The following is a 22,870-nucleotide window of genomic DNA, read 5'->3' as shown; positions in this document are numbered from 1 at the left end:
CTCCGCGATCCATTCCTGCGGCAGAGCCTCATCCGGCGGCATCTGCCGCCGTGCATCGGCAAGCATCGGTGCGATCGGAGGAGTCAGGACCACACCGTCACATCTATGCGATGCCAGCCGCCCGCGCGCTGAGCAGACCCAGATGGGCCCAGGCCAGGGCTGCGCTGGCGGGCATGTCCGACTGCGGATGGGCAGAGGAACAACGGTGCCGCCCTGGCGAAGGGCATCGTTTTCGAGGGTGAGCTGCCGGACGGCCTCCTCATACAGGGCGAGAGTCCGGCGCAGGTCGGCTTCTCTTTCCACAGCCGACTGAGGTTCTCCTCCTGATCGCCAGGGTCGGAGGACATGCGATACAGGGCGCGGTCGGGGTTGTAGACGCAGGTGACGAAGGTCCCCGGTACACGTACGGGTCGTGGCGGGCCACGATGCGGCGTAGGCGGGCTTCGTCGGTGACGACCTGGCCGTCGAAGACGGTGTGGCGGGCAAACTTGGCGAGGCGGACTCAACGCCAGCCGGTCCGGCCAGCGTCGGGAACTGCCCTGGCCGCTCGACTAGCAACGCCACTACCGCGTGCTCGTGGACCTGGTCGACGCCGACGGTACCCTGCTCGACATCCAGCCCGGCGTGCTGTTCGAGGGCGACGACTTGGGCGAGTGACTGGCACGGCAGAAGCAGCCAGGCACCTGGGCGCAGCTGTCCACCGAGCAGCAGGTACGGCTGTCCCGACAGGGCGTGCAGCCCACTGAGGCGCCGTCTCCCACTCCAGCGGCCGAGCGCGCGACGAAAAAAGCCCGAGCAAGGCGGAACACGCGTTCCAGCGGGGACTTGTGGCTCTCGCGCAGTGGGTGGAACGGGAAGGCGCCCACCGGCCGGTACCCTGCGGCCACAGTGAGCAGATCGCGGTCTACGGCGAGACCGAGCCGGTGGTCGTGAAGCTGGGTGTCTGGGTCTCGAACACCAAATCCAAGCGAGCCAAACTCAATCAGGACCAGTGGGCAGCGCTTGCTGAGCTAAGTATGGAGTGGGCGTAGCCGTACGGACGAGTAGCGGGGCCGGGCAGCAGCACGGCTCTCGGTCCATCGGCCTGGCATGAGCAGGCAATGCGCTTCGAGAACGGCACGGGTGTAATGAAGGGCCTATGTGCCCGAGCCGAGGCGGCTGAAGGCCCAGCGGAGTACTTCTTGATCGACGCGGGCCCGGCCGATGCGTTCCATGGCCGTCGGGGTACGGGCGGGCAGGCGGGCCCAGTTGCGGAAGCCCTTTTGCTGGCAACACAGTTGCTGTAACCATGTCCGTGTGGACGTACGGGTGGAAGTTACGGGAGAGCGTTCTGCCGACGAGCTACGTTCGTTGCGGGAGTGGCTCGTAGCCGAGGAATCACTGCGGGGACGGGTACGACTGGTGGCCCGTCCGCCGTCGGAGGGTACGTTGGGCACCGGTCTGGATGCCCTGGTGATCGCCCTCGGCAACGTAGGCGCCTTCACGGGGTTTGCCACGGTCGCGGTGACGTGGTTGAAACGACGAGCGGGTCGGATGGAAGTGAAGATCACCAGGCCGGACGGTTCAACGCTGGTGGTCAGTTCGGACCTGGTCCTGCCCCAGACGGCGCAGGAGCTGCGGGAGACGGCTGACCGTTTGACGAGGGACCTAGCTTCTCGCCCCGATGAGGTGGATGGCTGATGACGCCGTCCGATCTCCCGCACAGGCCCACGGCGCTGAGTTCGGAGGGGTCCCGGGCCCTGATCGTGGGCTCGGGTCGTCATCTGCCAGGTTCGGCGCTTCCCGACGTGCAGGCCGTCGAGGAGACGGTGCGCGAGCTGAGCCGAATCCTGGTGGAACGGTGCGGTCTGCGGGCGGAGCACCTACGGTCCCTCATCGACCCCGAGGATCCGCGCGTCGTAGGTACCACGTTAAGGGATGTCGCTGCGGAGGCGGCCGACGTGCTGCTCCTGTACTACGTGGGCCACGGTCTCGTCAGCCCCGGTAACGAGCTATACCTGGCCACGCATGCGACCGACGATCCGGTGACCGGGCTGACGTTCAACGCCCTGCCGTACCAGGCGGTGCGCGAGACCCTGAGCGACTGCCGGGCCCGCTCGGTCGTGGTGGTACTCGACTGCTGCTTCGCCGGGCGCGCCAAGGGCGCAATCGGCACTGCGGCCGCCCATGCCTTCGAACTTGCCTCTCTCGGCGGGACGTATGTACTGACCTCGGCGTCTGCCGATGAGCAGGCGCTGGCCCCGGTCGGCGCGCAATATACGGCCTTCACCGGCGCGTTGCTGTCGTTTCTGCGTGAGGGCGTCCCCGCCGGGCTGCCGGATCTGACAGTCGAGGACGCGTACCGGCATCTACGGCGCGCTCTGCCGGCGCAAGGGCTGCCGGAACCGCACCGGCACCTCAGCGACCGCGGGGGCGAGCTGGTGCTGGCGGACAATCCCGCAGCCGGCCCGGCTCGGGTGCCGCTGGCGCCGGGGACGAAGCAGGAGGGGCCCGAACCGCCGTGCCCGTATCTGGGCCTGCGCTCGTTCGGTGTCGACGACGCCGCGTACTACTTCGGTCGCGAGCAACTGGTCGGCGAAGTGCTGCAGAAGATGTCGGAGTGGTCCGACAAGGGGGGACCAGTCGCGGTCGTCGGGCCGTCCGGCTCAGGTAAGTCCTCCCTGCTGCACGCTGGGCTCCTGCCGGCGATCCGGCGCGGAGAGCTCCGGGTGCGCGGATCGGGGACCTGGCCGTATCTGTCGCTAACGCCCGGGGACCGTCCGCTGAGCACATTGGGCAGACGGTTCGCCCAGAGCGCCGGGACGTCTGACGAGGTGCTCGCCGCAGAGCTGCGTGAATTCCCAGGGCAGCTGTCGGCTTTGGTCAGGCAGGCACTCGTCCGGGAAGACGGAGATGAGGGACGGCTTCTGGTTCTGGTCGACCAGTTTGAGGAGTTGTTCACCCAGTGCACTGACGAAACCGAAAGACGCGCCTTTGTCGAGGCGCTGTGCTCGGTCAGCAGACCGGATGGGCCCTGGCCCGCGGCGGCGTTAGTCGTGATCGCAGTCCGGGCCGACTTCTACAGCCGCTGCTTGGCCTATCCGGAACTGGTCCCGACCTTCCGTGAGAATCAGGTGCCGGTTGCGCCGATGACCCCTGAACAACTGCGGCATGCCATCGAGCGGCCCGCAACTGTGGTCGGCTATCGCGTGGAGGATGGCCTGAGCGGTCTCGTGCTGCGTGACCTGCGAGTCGGCGCGGAGCAACAGGAGTCCACCGAGTTCGGCTTCCTCCCTCTGCTCTCGTACGCCCTGGAGCAAACCTGGGCACACAGCGAGGGTCGCGATCTGCTCATCCAGCGATACGAAGACAGCGGCGGAGTGTGGAACGCAGTCACCAAGCAGGCCGACCTCGTCTACGAAAGGCTCGATCCTGGTGCCCGCGAGGCAGCACGACATCTGATCCTGCGCATGGTGCACGTCAGTGAGGATTTCGAGGACACCCGGCGCCGAGTCGAGCTGGCCGAGCTCACTGAGGGACGCTCTGAGGCCGAGGCAGCGCATATCTCGACAGCTCTTGACGCTCTGGCAGACGCCCGACTGATTACGCTCGATGACCACACCGCCCAGATCACTCACGAGGCCCTGTTGCGCTGGTGGCCTCGCCTGCGGGGGTGGATCGACGAGGACCGAGACGCGTTGCGGATCCACCGTCAGCTTGCCGACGCGGCTCGCGAGTGGCAGAGCACCCATGACCGTGGGGTCCTTTACAGCGGTGCACGCCTGGCCACGGCCCGTGAGTGGTTCGCCGACGCCGGCCACCGCACCGTGCTCACCCCTACCGAACAGCGCTTCCTGAAGCGGAGTGTGCGCAGTCACCGACTGCGGCGGTCCTCGGCCGTGATCAGCGTCGGTGTACTGGTGGCCGCGCTGCTCAGCGGCCTGATCGCTGTGCGGCAGAGCAGATTGGCGGCCGACCGGGCGGACACCATCGCGTCCCGGCAACTCGCTCTGCTCGCCGACTCACTGCGCGACGGCGAACCTGCGACGGCACTCGGGCTGAGCCTGGCCGCCTACGACATCTCTCCCACCACCGAGGCCGGCGCCAGCGTGCTGCACTCGTACGTGACAACGGCCCCCGTCCTTCTGACCGGTCCCACCGACCGGGTGTTCAACGTCGCCTACAGCAGTGACGGCCACACCCTCGCTGCCTCCGCCAAGGACCTGACGGTACGGCTGTGGGACGTCTCCCACCCCAACCGGCCGGTCGCCCGCGGTGTCCTCAAGACCGACGGGCTCGCGGCTATCGCTTACCAGCCCCACGGACACATCCTCGCCGTGCAGACGGAGCGGTCCCTGACCCTGTGGGACGTGACTAATCCCGCCAAGCCCGTCTCCAGAGCGCGCCGATCAAGCCCCGCGGCGCTCCCCCCGGACATCGCCTTCAACCCGAACGGCTCGGTACTCGCCGTGACCGACGCGCACGGAGTCGTCCACTTGTGGAACACGGACTCAGCCAGCCGCCTGACACCGCTCCCGCATGTCACGGTCGGTGCCCCGGACGTGCATGCCGTCGCCTTCGCGCCCAACGGCAAGACCCTGGCCATCGGCACAGCAGCGACCGGTGCCGGCCCGGGCACCAGCAGAGTCATGCTGTGGAGCATCGACGACCACGGCCGGGCTGCCAAGAACCCCGCTATCACCCTGAAGACCGACTCCGTCTGGAGTCTGGCCTTCAACCCACAGGGCACACTGCTCGCCGCAGGCGGATCACTGGGCGCCATGACGGTATGGGACACCACCAACATCAACCACCCCATTGCCGAAGACGTGGATCAGTCCTCGGGCGGAGGCCACAGCGACATTTTGTCGATCTCCTTCAAGCCGGACGGCAGAGCATTCCTTGCCGCCGACGCGACCGGGACGGTCCAGCAGTGGGAGGCCAGGAGGAACGCCGGCCCCCCGGACACCCGGAGTATCGATGTCTTCAGTAGCTACCCCACAACACACCCTGTCTACGCGGTCGCCTACAGTCCGGATGGTTCCGCCTTCGCGAGCGGAGGCGAGAAGGGTTCACTGAGTGTGTGGAGTTCCGCGAGCCCCGTACTGCATGGATCCCTCGCAGCCGACGGCACGGATGTGCCAGGCAGCGGGTTCAGTGACGACGGCCGGTTGCTCGCTGTCTCAGCAGACAGCGAGCAACCGGAGCCGGCACGTGTATGGGACGTCACGGACCCGCATCACCCCACGATCGCCTACACCTTCCCTCAGCAATGGAACAACGCCAACTTCATCGGCGACGGAAGAAGTGTGATCACCCAAAGTGACACCAAGATTGCCCTGTGGGACATGCGGAACCCCCAACACCCCAAGCACATGTCGGAACTCACGGCGACCGGTACTGCAGCAGTCTCCAACGACGGACGGATGCTAGCGGTGAGCGCCGATGGTCAGCCGACCGTATCCGTCTTCGACATCAGCGATCCAAGTCGGCCCCGGCCTGACGGAAAGATCCCAGTGCACAGCAAAGGCCCATATTCCGAGGTCCACTCGCACCTGCTGAACGACACGACACTGATGGTCTGGGACAACTTCGGGGCCAGCTTGTGGAAGGTCGGCGGCACCGCCGAGCCGCAGCGCTTGTACATCTTCGACCAGCCGCATTACATTGCCGGCCTCGCACACAACAACAAGACACATCTGCTGGTGATGTGGGACTTTGAGGGCCCTCTGACCATGTGGAACCTCAAAGATCCCTGGCACATAAAGAAAATCGGCTCCGGCGGGATCTCGGCCAAGGTGCAGACCGCGGGCTTCATCGATGAGAACACCCTCGCCGTGGCAACCAAAAATGACTCCAGTATCACCTTGTGGGACATCGGCGACACCGGCACGGACCCAGAGCGCGTCGGAGTGGTCACCGGAGACGGTGAGATGTCGAGCTTCTCACTCAGCCCTGACCATCGCACACTGGCCGACCGGACAATCCTTGCTTGGCAGGAACACCTATGGGACGTCGGAGATCCCACGCATCCCTGGGACAAAGGCACGCTACCCGATCCCTATGCACACGCAGGTGAGTTCAGCCCCGATGGCCGCACGCTCGCCATGACGACAGACCTATTGCCCGGTGGTGGATCCGGCATCAAGCTCACCGACTACAACGCCGAGGACGCCTACCGCTATCTGTGTTCCCTCAGCCCGCAGCCGATCAGCCGGACCCGATGGGAACAGGCGGTGGGCCGGATCCACTCCTACCACGAGCCGTGCGGCGGATGACGCAGATGTGGCATGGCTCCCAGCATTCCAGCGCTGATCCGTTCCTCGGTAGCCTGGCGGCAGCAAGCGCCGCCTCCGGCGTGGTCGACAGATCAGCCCGCAGGGCGCGAGGCCAGTCGCGTCGCGGGTAAGACCACCGAACGAGAACGCGACGCCCGGCGCGCACACGGTCCGCTACACCCCCAGCCAGTGGGCGCAGATCACACCCTGGCCATCAGTACTGGCTTCGGCCTTCCGCAGTGGTGATGCCGGGGTCAACCGGGCGGCAGTGACGTCGATCGTCGCGGACGCGCTGCAACGCGAGGCCCTCTAGAGAGGGACTGGTCGCGACCTACGTATGGAGGGAAGGGGAAACGCGGTTCCCCCGGCGGCAGCGGACCGGTCACCCTGCACATGATCCTGGCCGCCGAGGGCTCGGACGCGGCACTGGCCTCGGCGGTCACCGCGTTGCGCCATCACGACGCAGGAGCGGCCTACGCGGCGCTCCGCAGCCGGGGTCCCTGGTTCGGGCCGTCCTTCTTCACCAAGTTCCCGCTCAGTGCAGGCGCAGACTGCCGTGCCGTCTCCAGCGCGGCGGTCTCGCCAGTGATCAAGCATGAAGCAAGTCGTAAGCAGCGCGTGACGGTGAGTCGGCCTGCGGACGTTCGCGAGGCAGCGAACAGCGAGGCAGGCGGGAACCTGTCCGCGTACGCGGCGAAGGCGCTCATGGCACAGGCCGTGCGTGACTCCGCCGCATGGCTGTCCCAGTGGAAGGAGTCCCGCCTGGACACGCTCGCCGAGCTCGACGAGCTGCAGCTCGACACTCTGGACGAGCTGAACGGCGGGACCGCAGCGTGAGCGAGACCCTTCCGCCGCCGCGGCGCGGCCAGGCGTGGGAGATCCCGGGCCGGCGCAGCGGGCACACACTCCTCGTGATCGAAGCCGACCCCGCCCTGTCGGTGTTCCCCCGCACCGCTGTTGCACTGGCCTGCGCGGCGCGGACCGCAACCCGGGAGGCGGCCTGCCCAGGCTGTGCACGGTGTCTGCTCGTGTCCACGGCGAGTACCGGCGGCACCTGGCCGACCTGGCGGTGGCCGGTCGGAGGATCGTGATCGACCTGGCGGTGCGGCGGTTCCGGTGCCGGAATGCGGGATGCGGAATGCGGACGCCGTACGTTCGTCGAGCAAGTGGACGGGCTCACCGAGCGGTTCGCGCGGCGCACCTCGTCCTTGCGCCGGACGTTGGAAAGGATCACGCTGGCCCTGGCGGGGCACCCGGCGGCCCGGCACTTGTCGATTCCCGCCAGCGCGACCCGCGCTCGGCGCCTGGCCGGGTCCAGCTCCTCGATGTTGACCGCAAGGATCTCCTCCGCGGGCGATCAGCCGGTCGACCGCCATCTTCGAACGGGCCGGGGGCTCCGAGTCCGGCGGTGTCAGCCGCTTCACCCAGGCTGGCTTCGCCGGGCCGTTGTAGCCGCGCTCGGCACACCAGCCCAGCCATGACAACACGGAGGCCCGGAGGGCGTTCCACGTATTGACCGCCGACGTCCCACCGCAGCAGTTCCAGGGCCTCCCCGATCTCGTCGTCCGCCCTCACGAAGCCGCTCGGCCTCGGCGTCGATGCCGCGTTGGCGGCCGGCCCGTCTGAGCGCGGAGCTGAGTGTGAGTCAGCCGAGCCGCCCGCGTGGGGGTCGGAGCGAGCTTGAGGACCTTGTAGGCCTCAGCGCGGCAAAGGCTGTTCTTCCAGGGTTCGAACGCTGCCAGGGCAGCCGGGTAGTACTCCCGCAGCAAGGACGGCAGCTGGTTGGCGATCTGCTGCCGGTTCCATGTCGCCAGGTTGCGATCTTCAGCCGGGCCTCGGCCCAGGTCGCGAACGTGTGCCGATGAATGTACTCGGCCTTGATCAGCGAGTTGAGCTTTCGGCCGCGGCGTTGTCCAGGACCAATCCCACTTGCCCCATGGACTGCACCACGCCCAACCGGCCGCATAGGCCGTTGTCGTTTCTACGCCTGGCTGGTGTATTTGCTGCCGCGGACGCTCTCCTGCGTGTCGACCCCCACATCGCCCCTCGGGCTTCCTCCCCGAGCGGATGCTGGCTCTCAGCGTCCTCTCAGCGGGCAACGCACAGGCTGGAGGAGTCACCGGGGACACCGATCCCTCCTCCTAGCGAAGAGGCGGAGCCCATGCCCGTCGTTCCGGCTCGGAGCCGCACCGTCCCCGACAGTGCGGGTACTCACGGCCGGCTGAACCACTTCTTCGAGGACGCCTGCGACCGTACCCCCTCGGCCCGCGCCCTCGAATGCGGATCACGACGGCTGAGCTATGCCGAACTCGACGCGCGGGCCAATCAGGTCGCCCGCCACCTGCGCGGTGCCGGGATCGGCCGGCACAGCCGGGTGGCTCTGATGCTGCCCCGGTCCGTGGAGATGTACGTGTGCCTGCTGGGCGTCTGCAAGAGTGGCGCGGCGTTCGTGCCGGTCGATCCGGCGGCGCCGCCCGAGCGGGTGTCCTTCATTCTCGGTGACTCGGGCGCCACCGTGGTGTTGACCACGTCCGCGCTCGCCCGGGGTGCCGCTTGGGCGGAGCCGGACGGAACGTGCCTGGTGATCCGGGTGGACGCGTACGCCGAAGAGTTCGCCCGTCTGCCGGCCGCACGGATCCCGGAACGCTCGGCGGGCGCGGACGACCCGCTCGCGTACGTGATGTACACCTCGGGCTCCAGCGGTCGGCCCAAGGGCGTGGAGATCGCCGGGTCCAGCATCTGCAACTTCCTGCGTGTCGTGTCGCCGGTCTACGGCATCCGGCCGCAGGACCGGGTGTACCAGGGCATGACCATCTCGTTCGACTTCTCCATCGAGGAGATCTGGCCCACCTGGGCGGCCGGGGCCACCTTGGTCGCCGGACCGGGCGGCCCGGCCCGGCTCGGTGCCGATCTCGCCGACTTCCTTCAGGAACACGACGTCACCGCCTTGTACTGCGTTCCGACACTGCTGGCGACGATCCCGCGCGACCTGCCACGGATCCGTCGCCTGATCGTGGGCGGCGAGGCCTGTCCCGCCTCGCTCGTCGAGCGGTGGAGCAGGCCGGGGCGACGCATGCTCAACACGTACGGGCCGACCGAGGCGACCGTGACCGCCACCTGGCAGGAACTCCGGCCGGGCCGCCCGGTGACCATCGGCCGCCCGCTGCCGACGTACTCGGCAGTCCTCCTGGACGAGCGGCTGCGGCCCGTGCCGCAGGGCGCCGTCGGGGAGATCTGCCTGGGCGGTCCCGGCCTGGCGCGCGGCTATGCGGGCCGTCCGGATCTGACGGCCGACCGCTTCATCGAGCACCCGCCGGCGCCCGACCCAGGCCGCCTGTACCGCACCGGCGATCTCGGCCGGATGACCGGCGACGGGGAGATCGAATACCTCGGCCGGGCCGACGCCGAGGTGAAGATCCGCGGCTACCGGGTGTCCCTGGACGAGATCGACAACGTACTGCTCGAAGACCCCGGGGTCATCCAGGCGGCCACATCCCTCGTAGCCCCGCGCGACGGGTATGACGGCGACCGTGTGCTCGCCGCCTACGTGGTGCCCGCCAGCGACGGCACGGTCCTCGGTGACGACCTTGCCGCGCGGTTGCACGAGAGGCTGCGCCGCGCGCTGCCCGCCTACATGGTGCCCTCGACGCTGGACTTCCTGGACCGGCTGCCCGTCATGCCGAGCGGCAAGGTGGACCGCGGGGCCCTGCCCGCGCCGAGCGGCCGCAGACTCATCAGTACCCGCGAGGTGGTACCGGTCAGCGATGCGCGGGAGGCTGAGGTGCGGGACGCCTGGGCACAGGCGCTGGGTATGGCCCCGCAGGAGCTTTCGGCAGAAGCCGACTTCTTCACCGATCTCGGCGGCCACTCCCTGCTCGCCGCCCGCGCCGTGTCGCTGGTGCGCGAACGGGCCGGCGCAGCCGGATCCACCCTGCGCGACCTGTACGAGAACCCGACCGTGCGCGCGTTCGCGGCACGGCTGCGCTCCGCGCAGAGTGCCTCTCCTGCGCCGCCACGGCCCGGGCCCGAACCGCTGCGGCACAGCCGTGCGGGCATCGCGCGCGCCGGACTGGCCCAAGCGGCGGCGTTCTACGTGCTGCTCTTCCTGCTCACGGGGCCGGTGGCCGGCACCTACGCGCTGCTGCACGGCCAGGCGTCAGGCATGGGTGTCGTCGGGCCCGGCGTCGCCGTGCTGGTGGGTTACTTCGCCGTACGCTGGCTCGTCCCCCTCCTCCTCGCGCGACCGCTGACGGCCGCCATCCGGCCCGGCCGGTATCCGCTGTGGGGAGCGACGTATCTGCGGCTGTGGGTGCTGGACATTGTGCTGCTCGGCCTCAGCCCGGTGCGGGTGCTCAGCGGATCGCCGCTGATGGGCCCCTACCTGCGGCTCCTCGGCGCCCGCGTGGGCCCCGGCACCACTATCGTCAGCAGCGTGGTCGGTCTGCCCGCGCTGCTGCGCATCGACCGTGACGCCACCATCGGCTACGGCGCTACGCTCCGCCCGTGGCAGGTAGCCGACGGATGGGTGACGGTCGCCCCGATCACCGTAGGCGAGCGGGCCCATGTCGGTGCCAACGCGGTACTCGAACCGGGCGCCTGCCTGGGTGCCGGGTCCGCGCTCGGCGAGCAGTCCGTGGTGGGACCGGACGAGGCCGTCCCGGCTGGAGCACGCCGCGCCGGCTCGCCGGCCCGCCCGGTCGCCTCGCTCGACCCGCACGTGGAGACGATGCTGCGCGCCCGGACCGCGACCGACCACTGGCGGCCGCGGCACCTGGCCGCCGTAGTGCTCGGCCTGACCGCGCTGGAAGCCGCGGTGCTCATCATGGTCCTGCCGAGCGCCGCCCTGTTCTGGTTGGCCGCTTCGTACGGCGGTACGGCCGCCGTCCTGGCCGCGCTCGTGCTGTCCGGCCCGCTCTTCGTGGCTACGGTGTGCCTGGTCGTCGCCGTCGGCAAGCGAGCCGTTCTGCCCAGGACACCCGTCGGCATCCACCCGGCGCGCTCGGGACTCGGCGTGCGCAAGTGGATCGCCGACAAGCTGCTCGAACACAGCCTGTTCTTTACCAACTCCCTTTACGCCACGCTCTACACGGCGCCCTGGCTGCGGCTGCTCGGCGCCCGCGTGGGCCGGTACGCCGAAGTCTCCACGGCGGCGCACATCGACCCCGACCTGCTCACCCTCGGAGAGGGAAGCTTCGTCGCCGACATGGCCGGCGTCGGCATCGCCACCTTCGCGGCCGACCGCATGGCGTTGCGGCCCACCGAGATCGGCTCGCGCGCCTTCGTGGGCAACGCGGCGCTCCTCCCTGCCGGAACCCGGCTCGGGCCGGGTTCCCTCATCGGGGTCGGCACGCTGCCGCCACCGGACCGGGTGCCGCCTGGCAGCACCTGGCTCGGCTCGCCCGCGCTGCGCCTGCCGGTGCGGCAGGACAGCGGTGCCTACCCCGAGGAACAGACATTCCGGCCCTCCCGCAGGGCCGTGCTGGGCCGGCTGGCCATCGAGTTCTTCCGGGTCACGATGCCCGCCTCGGTGATCGCCGCCACCGCCTTCCTGTACCTGCTGGCCCTGGCTGGCATCGCCCGCCAGACCGGACCGCCGGCGCCGCTGCTGATCTCCCCGCTCCTGGCCGCAGGTTCGGTGCTGACCGTCATCGGGTTCTGCGTGCTGGCCAAGTGGGCGGTCGCGGGCAGGTACCGTCCGCGCGTCGAGCCGCTGTGGAGCTTGTTCGTGCGCCGTACCGAATTCGCCACCGGTCTCTTCGAGGCCGCAGCGGTGCCGGCGGGCGTGGGCGTCCTGGTGGGGACGCCGTTCCTGCCGCCGGTGTTGCGCTGGTTCGGCGCCCGCATCGGACGGCGCACCTGGATCGGCACCACGTACCTCACCGAGTTCGATCTCGTGGAGGTGGGCGACGACGCCGCGGTCGGCATGCACGTATCGCTGCAGAGCCATCTGTTCGAGGACCGTGTCATGAAGATGTCCACGGTGACCGTCGGCCCCGGCGCGAGCATCGGTGCGCGGACGGTCGTGCTGTACGACACGCAGGTCGGCGCCGGTGTCCGGCTCGGGGCGCTGTCGCTGGTCATGAAGGGCGAACGGCTGACACCTGGGACCAGTTGGCACGGTCTGCCCGCCGAGGGGCTCGCCGCACCGGCCGACGCCCGCGCCAGCCGCGCACCGACGAAGAGGCAGGAGAGGTAGCGGTGGCACACCCCGAGAGCGGCGCCGGACACCGCCCCTCACCCTCGTCTACTGTGGGCCGGCCTCGCTGCCCGGCTGCCCCGAGGCGGTAGCCGCGCTGCTGGCCCGCGCCCGTGGGATCTTGATGTCCGCTTCACCGGCCCCCACGAGGCACTGGCCCTGACCGCCGGAATCCCTCGCCCACGCGGTGGTGTACGCCCAGCCCAGTGGCGGCAGGCTGGCCTCCGCATACCGGAGGCGGCAACCGCAGCGCGGGGCGATCCGCACCTTCGTCCGGTGCGACGGGCGCAACCTTGGGCTCCTGCCTCGGCGGCTGTCTGACCGGGGCCACACCGGGTTTCGGCCTGCTGCCCTCGGACAGCAACCGGTACATCTCCTCCCCAGGAGCCCCCAGGGCACGGGCGACACACTGGTCCAGGTCGCCTGGCGGGGCCGCCCCCGCACCCTCTTCTTCCAGGACGGCCCCTACCTCATCCTCGACAAGCACGCTGACGCTACGGTCCTCGCCACCCACCCGCCCGGCACACCTGCGACCCTCACGACCCGCTTCGGCGCAGGCCGGGTCGTGGTTGTCGGCCCCACCCGGCGGCCCCAGACGACTGGTGCACGGGCCACGGTCTTGCCCGTGCACCACACCCTCGACCTGGCCAGGAACCTGGTGGAGGCGCTGCGGAGGCAGCCGTGAGTCTGCCGCCCGCACGGTGGCCGGTGCGCGCCCAACCGCAGGCAGCGCCGACGTCCCCGGACGCCGGAGAACACCATCGGGCGTACGCCATCGCACAGCCCAAGATCCACGAACGTGCCTCACCGCGCACACCACGCTGCGCCGCCTCGTCGCCGACCGGCTCGGCGTCGCACCGCGCCAGGTGACGTACACCCGCGAGCCGTGCCCGGTGTGGGGCGCCCGCACGGTTGGCCCGCGGTGACGAGCGGCCGCGCGTACTTCTCCTTCGCCTACAGCGGCGACCTGTGTCTGACCGCGCTCGCCGACAGGCCGGTCGGCGTCGACATGGAGCGCGTCCCGTCGCCGTCGGTCGTGACCGGGCTGGCCCCGGAGCTGCACCCGCAGGAGCAGGCCGAGCTTACGGCGCTGCCGGAGCGGAACGGGCGCCGGCCTTCGCCCGGACCTGGGTGCGCAAGGAGGCGTACCTCAAGGGCCTGGGCACGGGTCTGGCCCGGGGCATGGCCGCCGGCTACGTGGGCACGGGCCCCAGGCCGGCCCGGACGCTGCCTGGCTGGGGGATCGAGGATGTCGCCGTGGGGTCCGTACCGCGGCGGTCGCGCTCCGCCGCTACTGACGCCGCCTGCGGGCGGTCCGTGCCCCACAGGTCACGGATCGCCCGCAGACACCGTCAGCCGAAGGGCTGCTCGGCGACCCGTGCCATGCGCACCTGGCGCTGCCGCTCGTCGAGTTCCGGCACCCCCCGGCGCTCCGGACGCCCGCCCTCCCGCGGGCCGTCGGCCTTCCGTTGTTCATCGCGCCCTAGGCGCTCCCGGGGATCCCGCAGCCGCGCCTGGCGCTCGTCGTCCCTGAAGTCCCTCATCGTCGCTCGCCTCGCTCCGCTCACCCGCCCCCGCCTGACCTGTCACGTTCAGCCTGCGCCCTGGGCACTGAGAAGGGCCTGAGAGCCCGCCCCCTTCTCAGCAAGCCTCAAGAAACAGCTGTGACGGTCCGGAGCTAGGGTGGATATGGAGAGACAGTCATGCGGATGCTGATCATCGAGGACGAGCACGCACTCGCCGAGGCGATCGCCGACGGACTCGCTGCGGAGGGCTTCGTTGCTCATGTCGCCCCCGACGGCGCGGACGGACTGTGGCGGGCGACCCACGAACGCTACGACGTCATCATGCTGGACATCATGCTGCCCTCACTGTCCGGGTATGAGGTCCTGAAGCGACTGCGGGCGGCCCGGGTGTGGACACCGGTGCTGATGCTCACGGCGAAGGACGGCGAGTACGACGAGGCGGACGCCCTCGACCTGGGCGCCGACGACTACCTGAGTAAACCGTTCTCCTACGTAGTGCTCGTCGCCCATCTCCGGGCCTTGCTGCGCCGCGGAGCGCCCGCCCGGCCCGCGGTGCTCACCGCCGACGATCTCACCCTCGACCCCGCGCGCCGCCGCTGCCGCCGCGGCCACCACGACATCGACCTGACAGCACGGGAGTTCACCCTCCTGGAATACCTGCTCCGGCACCCCGACGAAGTGATCAGCAAGACCGACATCCTCTCCCACGTCTGGGACGAGTACTTCGACGGCGACACCAACATCGTCGAGGTGTACGTGGGCTACCTCCGACGCAAGATCGACACTCCGTTCGACCGCCGGACCATCGAGACCGTCCGCGGGGCCGGCTACCGGCTGCGCGGCGACACGAGGTGACTTGTGACCGCCGGCCTCCGCTCCTGGTGGGCACGCCGGTCGCTGCGCCTGCGGCTGACCGCCGCCGCAACCGCGGTCATCGCGGCCGGGCTGACCGGAGCGACCGTACTGCTCGTCGTCTGGCTGCACGCCAGTCTGATCAGCGGCCTCGACCAGACCGCCCTGCAACGCGCCCAGGTCGTCGCCTCGGACACGGGCAGCGACCACATCCCCCCGAACGTGCCTTCCATCGGCCACGGAGAAGGAGCCGTCCAGGTCGTCGACGGCAAGGGCGTCGTGCTGGCCAGCTCGTCCAACCTGCGAGGCCACCCCCGTGCGTTCGGCTTTCCCGCGAGCCGTTCGGACACCCCCCGCGCGCACACCGTCAACGACATCCCCATCGGGCAAGGCGGCACCTGGCGTGCCGTCGGCATCCCCGCGGGTACCCCTCGCACCCCGGTGACCGTGTACGTCGCCGTACCCACCGAGAGCGTCGACCACGGTCTCGCGCAGCTCACCGCGGCCCTGGCCACCGGCGTACCGGCGGTCGTCGCCCTGCTCACCGGCGTGGTCTGGCTGCTCACCGGGCGCGCGCTGCGCCCGGTGGACGCCCTCCGCGCCCAGACCGCCGAGATCACCGCGTCTGACCTGAACCGACGCGTCAACGTACCGCCCGCCGACGACGCGCTCGGTCGGCTGGCCACAACCTTCAACGACCTGCTCGCCCGACTGGACACCGCAGCCCGACGGCAACGGCGGTTCGTCGCGGACGCCGCCCACGAACTGCGCAACCCCCTCAGCACGCTCCACACCCGCCTGGAAGTCGCCGCCCACCACCCCGGCGCGGTCGACGGGCACAGCCTCGCCACCGGTCTCCTCCAGGAAAGCGAACGGCTCACCAGACTCGTCGACGACCTGCTCCAACTGGCCCGGCTGGACGCCCGGCCCCGGCTGCGGACCCGCCCCGTCGACCTGGACGAGGTCGTCTACACCGAGGTACGTGAGGCGCGTCGGCGCACCCCGCTCATCATCGACCAGCACTCCGTCGGCGCGGCACGCGTACAGGGCGACGCGGACGCCCTCGCCCGGGTGGTACGAAATCTGCTGGACAACGCCCTGCGGCACGCCGAGACGCGGATCGACGTCACCCTGCACACCCAGCACGGCACCGCACAACTGGTCGTGGCGGACGACGGCCCAGGCATCCCCGAAGCAGACCGCGAGCGGGTCTTCGGACGCTTCACACGACTCGACGACGCCCGCGCCCGAGACACCGGCGGAACCGGCCTGGGCCTCGCCATCGTCCGCGACATCGTCACCGCACACCACGGCACCGCCCACATCGAGGACAACAGGCCTGGTGCCCGACTGGTCGTATTGCTGCCCGTCGAGCACCAGCCGGCGGAGGACCAGCCGACGGGGCCGGGCACCATGAGCAGGCCGGACACCACGAGGATGTACTACCGATCGCCCAGTCCGACGAGGCCCGACACGGCACTCCACTCCCGAAGTGACAAGTAGTCTCTGCAGTGGATCGGAGGCGTGTTTGTCAGGACTTTCGGTCTGCTCCGGTCCCTTGGCCGTGATGCTTGGTCACCCCGGTCGGGGAATTGAATCGCAGTGTCCTTAAAGATGAGTCGCCGCCTCGGCGATCTACGCCGTCACCGATGCCCATTACGTTCAACGGCCCGGCATCCTGGGGAGCCTCGAAGCGTTCCCAGGTCCCCCGGATCGCTCCGGCCGCCCGCAGAGGGGACAGTGCGATGGATGCTGACATCCGGACCAGGGCCGCAGTCGAGGAACACTGGCGGGCGTCGGAACGTGGAGATACCGAAGCCGAGCACGCCATCTACGCTGCGGACGCGATCCTGGACTACTCCCAGTCAGGTGAACGATTCCGGGGCCGCGCGACGATTTCGGCGCAACGCGGCGGGCACCCTGCCAGTCGGCACTTCACCGTCCACCGGATCGTCGGCGGCGGGGATCTGTGGGTGAGCGAGTGCGTCATCACATACGACGGGGTGCCCACCTACTCAGTGAGCATTATGCAATTTGCCCACGGGCATGTGGCGCACGAGACGCAGTACTTCGCGGACGCCTTCGGTGCCCCTGAATGGCGGACAGCACTCGCTGAGCCGATGCCGGGCAGGGAAAACGGCAGGGCCTGACCCAGGGGCGGCTTCGATCGTTCATGAGGCTGTGACAGCTTGCCGACGCGAGCTCCGGGCTCTTGGGGATAAGTCTTTCTGCCGTGTAGGTGTGGCGCGGCCCGAGTGTCGACTCGGGGTCGCACAGCCGCCTGGAGCTCCTGGCCAACGAGCGGCCGCGGAGGTCTCTGCGTGGGTGGTCTTGAGGTACTGCCCGCGCTTTGACAGCGCGGCGTCGCCGCGCTTCTAGGCTGCGGCGTTGCGGTAGAACTCGGCTGCCGTGACGGTGGCGGGGACATCGAGTTCGGCGGCGACCTCGATGATCGCGCTGCCGCCGACCGCGAGGTCGGCCTGGCCGTCGGTGGTGAAGTATGGCGCGATGAACGTCTCGTAGTGGGCTCGGACTTCGTCCTCGGTATGTCCGCCGAGAAACGTCCGCATGTGCCGCACGGTGGTGTCGGGGTCGTTGTGGATCACCTGCAGGGCGCGCCGGTGGGCTCGAACGACGGCCTGGACCGCAGGGTCGTCCGGGTCGATGCAGGTGGGGTCGACGGCCACGCCCACGGTGGGGATCTGGAAGTGGTCACCAACCCAGGCCGGCACCTGCCAGCCCTGCTCAGCGGCGACCGCCTCGGGCGCCATGGTGCTGCCGACGTAGGCGGCATCGATCGTGCCCTCGCGCAGCCGGCGCAGGTCCATGCCGTAGTCGCCGGGCGAGCGGACGACGGTGTCGACGTCGCGGTCGGGATCGAGGCCGGCCTTGCGCAGCACGATCCGGGCGAAGCACCCGGGTGGGGTGCGGGGGGCGTGTACCGCCAGTCGTCGGCCGGCCAGGTCGGTCAGGGAGGTCAGGCCGGGGCGGGCGAGGAACCAGAACAGCGGGTGGTGGGTGTTGACGTTGAGGGCGACCCACGGGATGCCGCCGGTCAGGCGGGAGAGCAGTGCCCGGCCGAGCCCGATGGTGGCGCAGCGGCGCAGCCGTTCGATGTCCCAGGTGCAGCCGTCGCGCAGTGCGACGTGGACGCCCTCGTCGGCGTAGTAGTCCTGCTGGTCGGCGATGTAGGCGGCCAGTTCCTCGTGCAGGCCCCGCCCGACGTAGGCAAGATCGATCCTGTACATGCAGCTGTTCCTTGATCCTTTCATCGCCGCGCCGTCCTGCACGAGCGTGGGACGGCGCGGCGTGGGGTGCTGAGGTGACGGTGCGGCGGATGCCGGTCGGGCTGTCAGTCCATCGACATTCCGCCGTTGACCGCGGCTGTGGTGCCGGTCATGAAGGAGTTGTCCTCGCTGGCGTAGAAAGCGACTGCTTGGGCGATGTCGGCCGGGCGTGCCAGGCGGCCCACGGGGGTGAGGGCCACTTGCCGCTGCTTGGTCTTCTCGTCGAGCGCGGATCCCATGCGGGTGTCCTCCACCGGGCCGGCTGCGACGATGTTGACCGTGATGCCCTGCGGGCCCAGTTCCTGGGCGAGGTAGCGGGCGAACTGCTCCAGGGCGGCCTTGGCCGCGCCCAGCGCGATCATGCCCGCCCGGGGTCGGCGGCTGAGGCCGGTGCTGATGTAGACGATGCGTCCCCAGCCCCGTTCACTCATGGCGGGCAGGACGGCCTTGGTGACCGCGAACGCCGCATGCATCTCGGCGTCGATCTTGCCGCCCAGCTCCTCCCACGTCATGCCCTGGAACGACTTGACCGCATACGGGATCAGTGCGTTGTGCACGAGCACGTCGATGTCGCCCCACGCCGCCTGGATCTGTTCGATCATGCTCGCGACGGCTGCTGCCTCGCGCACGTCGGCCTGCACGGCCATGGCCTGCCCGCCTGCGGCCTCGATGCCGGCCACGACCTCGTCGGCCGCCTTGGTGTTGCGCAGGTAGTTGACCACCACGCGCATCCCTCGCGCGGCAAGGAGACCCGCGGTGGCTGCACCGATTCCGCTGCTGGCCCCTGTCACCAATGCCACCCGGCCCTCTGCCCCAGTCACGAGCCCACCTCCTGCTCATCATCGCGGGCCGTCGGAACGACCGCCCGGAGTCCTGCGCCGTCGGTGCCGCGGTCTGCTGAGCGGACCGTTCCCGCAGAGCACGGTGTCGATGGTCGCCCGCAGCAGATCTGCCGCAGGTCCAGTCCAGTTCGTGAGGCAACTGCGAGTCAAGTAGCCGCTCCAACGCGTGGCGAGTGGTCTCACCGAGCAGCTCAGGCGACGGCGAAGCAGTCCCTGACGGTGTCCGTCCTAGGCTACGTGCCTGGTCGGCTTAGTGACACGGCAATCCAGGCGGTCACCCGCGCTTGGTAGGCGGCCGGCGCACAACCCCACTCCAAGATCACCATAGCTACGAAAGGTCAGCGGTGTGCGTTGCCGGGGGCGAGCAGGCTGGTCAGCTCCGAGATCGCCTCGGGGGACGGCTTGAAGCAGCGGCGGACGTGCTCCGGCTTCTTGTGCCGAGACTTCGCCATCAGCAGCAGGGAGGCGCCCTGCTCACCGAGGTGGGCGAGAGCGGAATGGCGGTACTCGCGCAGGTCCCAGCCGGTGCCCGGCGTGTTGCGAGGACTGTTAGGTAGAACCCAAGCACTGACCGCGGAAGGCCGGGGCCGCAGCCGCTGGTGCCAGAGGTGAGACTGGACCAGCGGAGGGCGGGTGTGCTCCTTACCAGGCGCTGCGATCTACGAGGGGCACACCCTGCGCGGACCCGCCGTGCCGGGTCTGAGAGGTGCCAGAGACCCACGGCGGTACCCAGGGTTCATGCTCGTGGCGCCTCGGCAGGCCGTCGAATCAGGTGGGACAGTCGGGTTATGGGCTCGCCGGAGACCCTCAGCCGAGCCGTGGTTCACGGGGTGAGCAGCGCTGCACCACGGTCACCGCCGTGTCGTGCGGGGCGCGGCGTTCAGACAGCGTCCACGTCGTGTCTGATCTCGGCGGTCAGGACGCCGTGCAGCTCGGCGATTTCTCCTACGAGCTGGTGTACTTCCCCACGTCCTTCCAGGCGCAGCAGCACCTGGGCGACGGCGGGCGCAGGCATCTCGTATTCGGCCGGGGGCTGGAGTGTCTCGGTTTCTTCCCACGGGGCACGGCCGATGCGGGTGTCAAGGACGCTGAAGCCTCGGCCGGTACACAGCTCCAGGATGCGTGGCAGAAGGCTTCTGCCGACCTGGTACGACAATTGCAGTTCGACCTGCTGGGCCGACAGGCCTGGACCGAGCCGGCGCGTCAGCGGCGGGTAGCCCCGGACGACGAGGAAGTGCACCCCTGTTGCCGCGGTGGCCAGCAGTGCCAGGCCCCCGCCGCAGGCCATGCCGATGGCGCACGTCAGCCAGACGGTGGCGGCCGTGGTCAGTCCCTTGACGACATCGCGACGCACGAAGATCAGGCCACCGCCGATGAATCCGATCCCGGAGACGATCTGCGCCGCCACCCGGGACGGGTCCAGGGCGACATTGTGTCCGAGCACCGGCATGAACCCGTGCTGGGAGACCTCCATGAACAGCGTGCTGCCGACCCCGACGAGGGTATGGGTACGCAGGCCGCCGCTCTTCTGCCGCGCTGCCCGCTCCAGCCCGATCAGCGAGGACAGCAGCAGCGACAGTCCCAGCTCGGCGAACTGCCTGGCGCCCTGCCCGTGGCCGAACCCCCAAAGAGCTGAGGCGATCACCTGCACACTGGCCTCCCTGCGCGGACCGTGGCTCCGATGCCCGGCTAGCTGACCGCCAGGACTGTCCGGCCCACTGTCCACTCTCCCCTCAAACGCTGACCTTCATGGGTAAGCGGCCCCGCCCTCCCCTGGCCGTGGGGAGAGCGGAGCCGCAGCCACTGGTGTCAGGATGAGGTCGCTCCAGCGGCGGGCGGGTGCACCCCTCATGTGATCGCGCGGTCGGTGAGGGGCACACCCGGCACGGGCCAGCCGTGCCAGGGCATGAGAGGCGCCAGCAAGGCCCAGCACGGTACCCACGCTCATACTGGCGGCCGGCACATCGGGCCGTCGAATCGGACGGAGCATTCGGGCGACGGCCAGGCGTTCGGCACACACATGTGCTTCTGTCGCACGGGGGCGTCAGCAGAGGCCCAAGTCGCCACATCGGCCCGGAAGGAACCAACGGGCAGGCCCGTAGCATTCGCCTGTTCCGCCCAACATCGCATCTCTGGAGGCGGATTGGCGGGCCCGCCGCCCGCTCCGAGAGCGAGCCCACCCAATCGCCCCTGGGGCACAGCAAAACGCCCCCTGCACAGTACCGCCGACCGGCTGCACAGAGGGCGTAAGCACCCCAGTGGCATAGGGGGCGGCCCGGACTGCCCAGAACCTAACCGAACCGTTCCTGGGCTTTTTCTGCGCGCGGGGCTCCCGGCCCGCATGTTGATCTCGTGGGCGGGGCCTCTCGGGCGGAGCGTATGTGTGCGAGGGACCCCACCCCGCCGTGGCCTGCGGAGCAGCCCAGGAGGCCAAGCCGCTGCAGGCCACGCAGACCGCTCGGCCTCGCGGCCACCCTTCAGGAAGCGGCCGTACGGGTGAGGGACGGCAGCACGACCCGGGACTGAGGTACCTGCCATCTGAACCGGCGGCGTGCCCGCCCACCTGGCATCCGCTGTGATACGCCCCTGTGCACAGCCGTCCGCTGGAACCGTGCCAGGGCATGTCAGGCATACCGTGGTGCGGGCGAGAGCAGCGCAGACAGACGCAACCACACCTAGAGCCAGTGTGCGCGCCCCGCTTCCCACCCGCACGTCGACCTCGCGGGCAGGGCCCCTACACGCCGTCTCATGAGGGGCCCCGCCTGGCGTGGCACGTGTCCCGCCGGGCCCAATGGCAGGGCGCACCACGGCGTGACCTGCTGGGAACCCCGAGGACCACGCCGGTGCCCATGCTGACCGCTCGCCGCGACGGCCGTCCACGGCGGAGGCAGCCCATCGGGTGACCGGCCGGATGCACCCGGACGTATTAGTGACCCCGGACGCAACGAAGCGCCCCCTGTACCACCCGTGCGCGGGGGTAGCAGGGGGCGTGGTCGGTCTCCTACTCTTCCGTGGCCGGTTCCTCGGTCGCGCCCTCTTCAGACGCGGGTGTGGCGGGTTCCTCGGTTCCGGTCTCTTCTGCTGCGGCGGTGGGTTCCTCGGTCCCGGTTTCCTCGCCCGTGGTGGCCGCGGGCTCTTCAGGACTGCTCTCCGCCGCCTCGGCGGCCGGCTCCCCGCCTTCAGCGGGGACGGCCTCAGCCGTGGCTGGTGCCTCTTCGGTGGTGGTCTCCGCCTCTGTCGCTTCAGCCGCAGTGGGCTCCTGCTCGGCGTCGCTCATGTCCTCACCGCCTTCCCGTATTGACAGGTAGGAAGAGGCCCAGGTGTCGCCCGGCCGGGCGACCGTCATCATGCGGAAATCACTATCATGATGTCACTGACATCGCGCCCTGGCCTCTCGCGCCATGACCCTCGTGACTCCCGCCCGGTCATCACTTGCGGTCCTGGGCATGCAGGGGAGATCGTGTCAGCGGACGAAGAACGCGACCACGGTGACGACCAGGACGCCCAAGCTGACCAGGGCCCCGAGCTGGGTGAGCGGCCAGCGTCCCTGCTTCAGCGCCTCGACTTCAGTGCGCAGGGCCCTGGCCTCCTCGTCGCGCTTCCTCAACTCGGCCTCGGTGCCCTCGGAGCTGCTTAACCGCCTTCATCGGTGTCCGCCCGGAGCTGCTTCAGATCCTCGTCGGTGCGAGGCGTCCGCTCCACGAGGACGGCCAGCTGCCCCTGATCTCCGTCAGCCCCGTGCGGATCTCCCTTCTTAGCTCGGCCAACTCGCTCATCGCCAAACTACTGACGTTGAAAGCGTGATGTCGTCAGGGTGGGGCGAGCACGAGTCCGGTTCCGGTGAGACAGCCGTCGAGGACGTCGTGGCGGTACTGGAGTTGGCGTAATCCCCGCCGGACGGCGTTGATCA

The 22,870-nt window shown here is 69.5% G+C and carries 13 protein-coding genes and 5 pseudogenes; 9 read left to right on the top strand and 9 right to left on the bottom strand.

What is annotated here, in order from left to right; translation table 11 throughout:
• Positions 1-827 precede the first annotated feature (827 nt).
• The 5 genes and pseudogenes from CTZ28_RS49785 to CTZ28_RS50055 all read left to right on the top strand — a co-directional run.
• On the top strand, positions 828-1,031 hold the full coding sequence (locus CTZ28_RS49785; protein ID WP_398657693.1) for a Helicase associated domain protein: 204 nt from the start codon (positions 828-830) through the stop codon (positions 1,029-1,031).
• A gap of 172 nt (positions 1,032-1,203) precedes the next feature.
• Positions 1,204-1,680 (top strand): effector-associated constant component EACC1, encoded by a 477-nt coding sequence (locus tag CTZ28_RS47470; protein WP_310887650.1) that lies wholly within the window; start codon positions 1,204-1,206, stop codon positions 1,678-1,680.
• Complete coding sequence (locus CTZ28_RS39810; protein ID WP_121894653.1) at positions 1,680-6,257, top strand: caspase, EACC1-associated type; 4,578 nt, start codon at positions 1,680-1,682, stop codon at positions 6,255-6,257. The genes CTZ28_RS47470 and CTZ28_RS39810 overlap by 1 nt, the downstream gene beginning before the upstream one ends.
• 378 nt (positions 6,258-6,635) lie before the next feature.
• A pseudogene (locus CTZ28_RS39805) lies at positions 6,636-7,094 on the top strand (8-oxoguanine DNA glycosylase OGG fold protein); the annotation flags it as partial.
• Positions 7,095-7,128: 34 nt separating this feature from the next.
• Positions 7,129-7,371: pseudogene (locus CTZ28_RS50055) on the top strand (hypothetical protein); the annotation flags it as partial.
• Between the two features lie 81 nt (positions 7,372-7,452).
• Here CTZ28_RS50055 and CTZ28_RS50050 read toward each other — a convergent pair.
• Positions 7,453-7,877, bottom strand: a pseudogene (locus CTZ28_RS50050) (site-specific integrase); the annotation flags it as partial.
• A pseudogene (locus CTZ28_RS50045) lies at positions 7,828-8,068 on the bottom strand (IS110 family transposase); the annotation flags it as partial. The pseudogenes CTZ28_RS50045 and CTZ28_RS50050, both read right to left, overlap by 50 nt.
• A gap of 350 nt (positions 8,069-8,418) precedes the next feature.
• Here CTZ28_RS50045 and CTZ28_RS39780 point away from each other — a divergent pair.
• Positions 8,419-12,453 (top strand): Pls/PosA family non-ribosomal peptide synthetase, encoded by a 4,035-nt coding sequence (locus CTZ28_RS39780; protein WP_121894651.1) that lies wholly within the window; start codon positions 8,419-8,421, stop codon positions 12,451-12,453.
• Between the two features lie 1,352 nt (positions 12,454-13,805).
• Here the strand turns inward: CTZ28_RS39780 and CTZ28_RS39770 are convergent.
• Positions 13,806-13,997 carry a hypothetical protein gene (locus tag CTZ28_RS39770; protein WP_121894649.1) on the bottom strand — a complete coding sequence of 64 codons (192 nt, stop codon included), beginning with the start codon at positions 13,995-13,997 and terminating at the stop codon, positions 13,806-13,808.
• Between the two features lie 159 nt (positions 13,998-14,156).
• Here CTZ28_RS39770 and CTZ28_RS39765 point away from each other — a divergent pair, with 159 nt between their 5' ends.
• The 3 genes from CTZ28_RS39765 to CTZ28_RS39755 all read left to right on the top strand — a co-directional run bounded on the left by CTZ28_RS39765 (position 14,157) and on the right by CTZ28_RS39755 (position 16,981).
• Positions 14,157-14,834: a response regulator transcription factor gene (locus CTZ28_RS39765; protein ID WP_121894648.1), complete on the top strand. Its 678-nt coding sequence runs from the start codon at positions 14,157-14,159 to the stop codon at positions 14,832-14,834.
• A 3-nt stretch (positions 14,835-14,837) separates the two neighbouring features.
• Positions 14,838-16,334: a sensor histidine kinase gene (locus tag CTZ28_RS39760; protein WP_183154825.1), complete on the top strand. Its 1,497-nt coding sequence runs from the start codon at positions 14,838-14,840 to the stop codon at positions 16,332-16,334.
• A gap of 242 nt (positions 16,335-16,576) precedes the next feature.
• Positions 16,577-16,981: a nuclear transport factor 2 family protein gene (locus tag CTZ28_RS39755; protein WP_121894647.1), complete on the top strand. Its 405-nt coding sequence runs from the start codon at positions 16,577-16,579 to the stop codon at positions 16,979-16,981.
• A gap of 225 nt (positions 16,982-17,206) precedes the next feature.
• Here CTZ28_RS39755 and CTZ28_RS39750 read toward each other — a convergent pair whose 3' ends face one another.
• The 6 genes and pseudogenes from CTZ28_RS39750 to CTZ28_RS47460 all read right to left on the bottom strand — a co-directional run bounded on the left by CTZ28_RS39750 (position 17,207) and on the right by CTZ28_RS47460 (position 22,567).
• Positions 17,207-18,079, bottom strand: coding sequence for an ABC transporter substrate-binding protein (locus CTZ28_RS39750; RefSeq protein ID WP_121894646.1), 873 nt, complete (start codon positions 18,077-18,079; stop codon positions 17,207-17,209).
• 104 nt (positions 18,080-18,183) lie between these two features.
• The gene (locus CTZ28_RS39745) at positions 18,184-18,909 is read right to left on the bottom strand and encodes an SDR family NAD(P)-dependent oxidoreductase (RefSeq protein ID WP_259472037.1); all 726 of its coding nucleotides are present in this window, start codon (positions 18,907-18,909) and stop codon (positions 18,184-18,186) included.
• A gap of 389 nt (positions 18,910-19,298) precedes the next feature.
• Positions 19,299-19,493 (bottom strand): annotated as a pseudogene (locus tag CTZ28_RS39740) (site-specific integrase); the annotation flags it as partial.
• 347 nt (positions 19,494-19,840) lie between these two features.
• The gene (locus tag CTZ28_RS39735; protein ID WP_121894644.1) at positions 19,841-20,611 is read right to left on the bottom strand and encodes an MgtC/SapB family protein; all 771 of its coding nucleotides are present in this window, start codon (positions 20,609-20,611) and stop codon (positions 19,841-19,843) included.
• 1,350 nt (positions 20,612-21,961) lie between these two features.
• Positions 21,962-22,309 carry a hypothetical protein gene (locus CTZ28_RS39730; protein ID WP_121894643.1) on the bottom strand — a complete coding sequence of 116 codons (348 nt, stop codon included), beginning with the start codon at positions 22,307-22,309 and terminating at the stop codon, positions 21,962-21,964.
• Positions 22,310-22,423: 114 nt separating this feature from the next.
• Complete coding sequence (locus CTZ28_RS47460; protein WP_183154824.1) at positions 22,424-22,567, bottom strand: hypothetical protein; 144 nt, start codon at positions 22,565-22,567, stop codon at positions 22,424-22,426.
• Positions 22,568-22,870: the final 303 nt, after the last annotated feature.

Source organism: Streptomyces shenzhenensis (assembly GCF_003688995.1).
GTDB lineage: Bacteria > Actinomycetota > Actinomycetes > Streptomycetales > Streptomycetaceae > Streptomyces > Streptomyces shenzhenensis_A.
The sequence above is the reverse complement of the archived record's forward strand: the minus strand, read 5'-3'. Positions and strand labels throughout refer to the sequence as shown.

What these genes read in the sequence shown, in the direction of transcription:
- CTZ28_RS47470 (WP_310887650.1), top strand. Translation starts at nt 1,204, where the DNA reads ATGCGTTCCATGGCCGTCGGGGTACGGGCGGGCAGGCGGGCCCAGTTG.
- CTZ28_RS39810 (WP_121894653.1), top strand. Translation starts at nt 1,680, where the DNA reads ATGACGCCGTCCGATCTCCCGCACAGGCCCACGGCGCTGAGTTCGGAG.
- CTZ28_RS39780 (WP_121894651.1), top strand. Translation starts at nt 8,419, where the DNA reads ATGCCCGTCGTTCCGGCTCGGAGCCGCACCGTCCCCGACAGTGCGGGT.
- CTZ28_RS39770 (WP_121894649.1), bottom strand. Translation starts at nt 13,997, where the DNA reads ATGAGGGACTTCAGGGACGACGAGCGCCAGGCGCGGCTGCGGGATCCC.
- CTZ28_RS39765 (WP_121894648.1), top strand. Translation starts at nt 14,157, where the DNA reads ATGCGGATGCTGATCATCGAGGACGAGCACGCACTCGCCGAGGCGATC.
- CTZ28_RS39755 (WP_121894647.1), top strand. Translation starts at nt 16,577, where the DNA reads ATGGATGCTGACATCCGGACCAGGGCCGCAGTCGAGGAACACTGGCGG.
- CTZ28_RS39750 (WP_121894646.1), bottom strand. Translation starts at nt 18,079, where the DNA reads ATGTACAGGATCGATCTTGCCTACGTCGGGCGGGGCCTGCACGAGGAA.
- CTZ28_RS39730 (WP_121894643.1), bottom strand. Translation starts at nt 22,309, where the DNA reads ATGATGACGGTCGCCCGGCCGGGCGACACCTGGGCCTCTTCCTACCTG.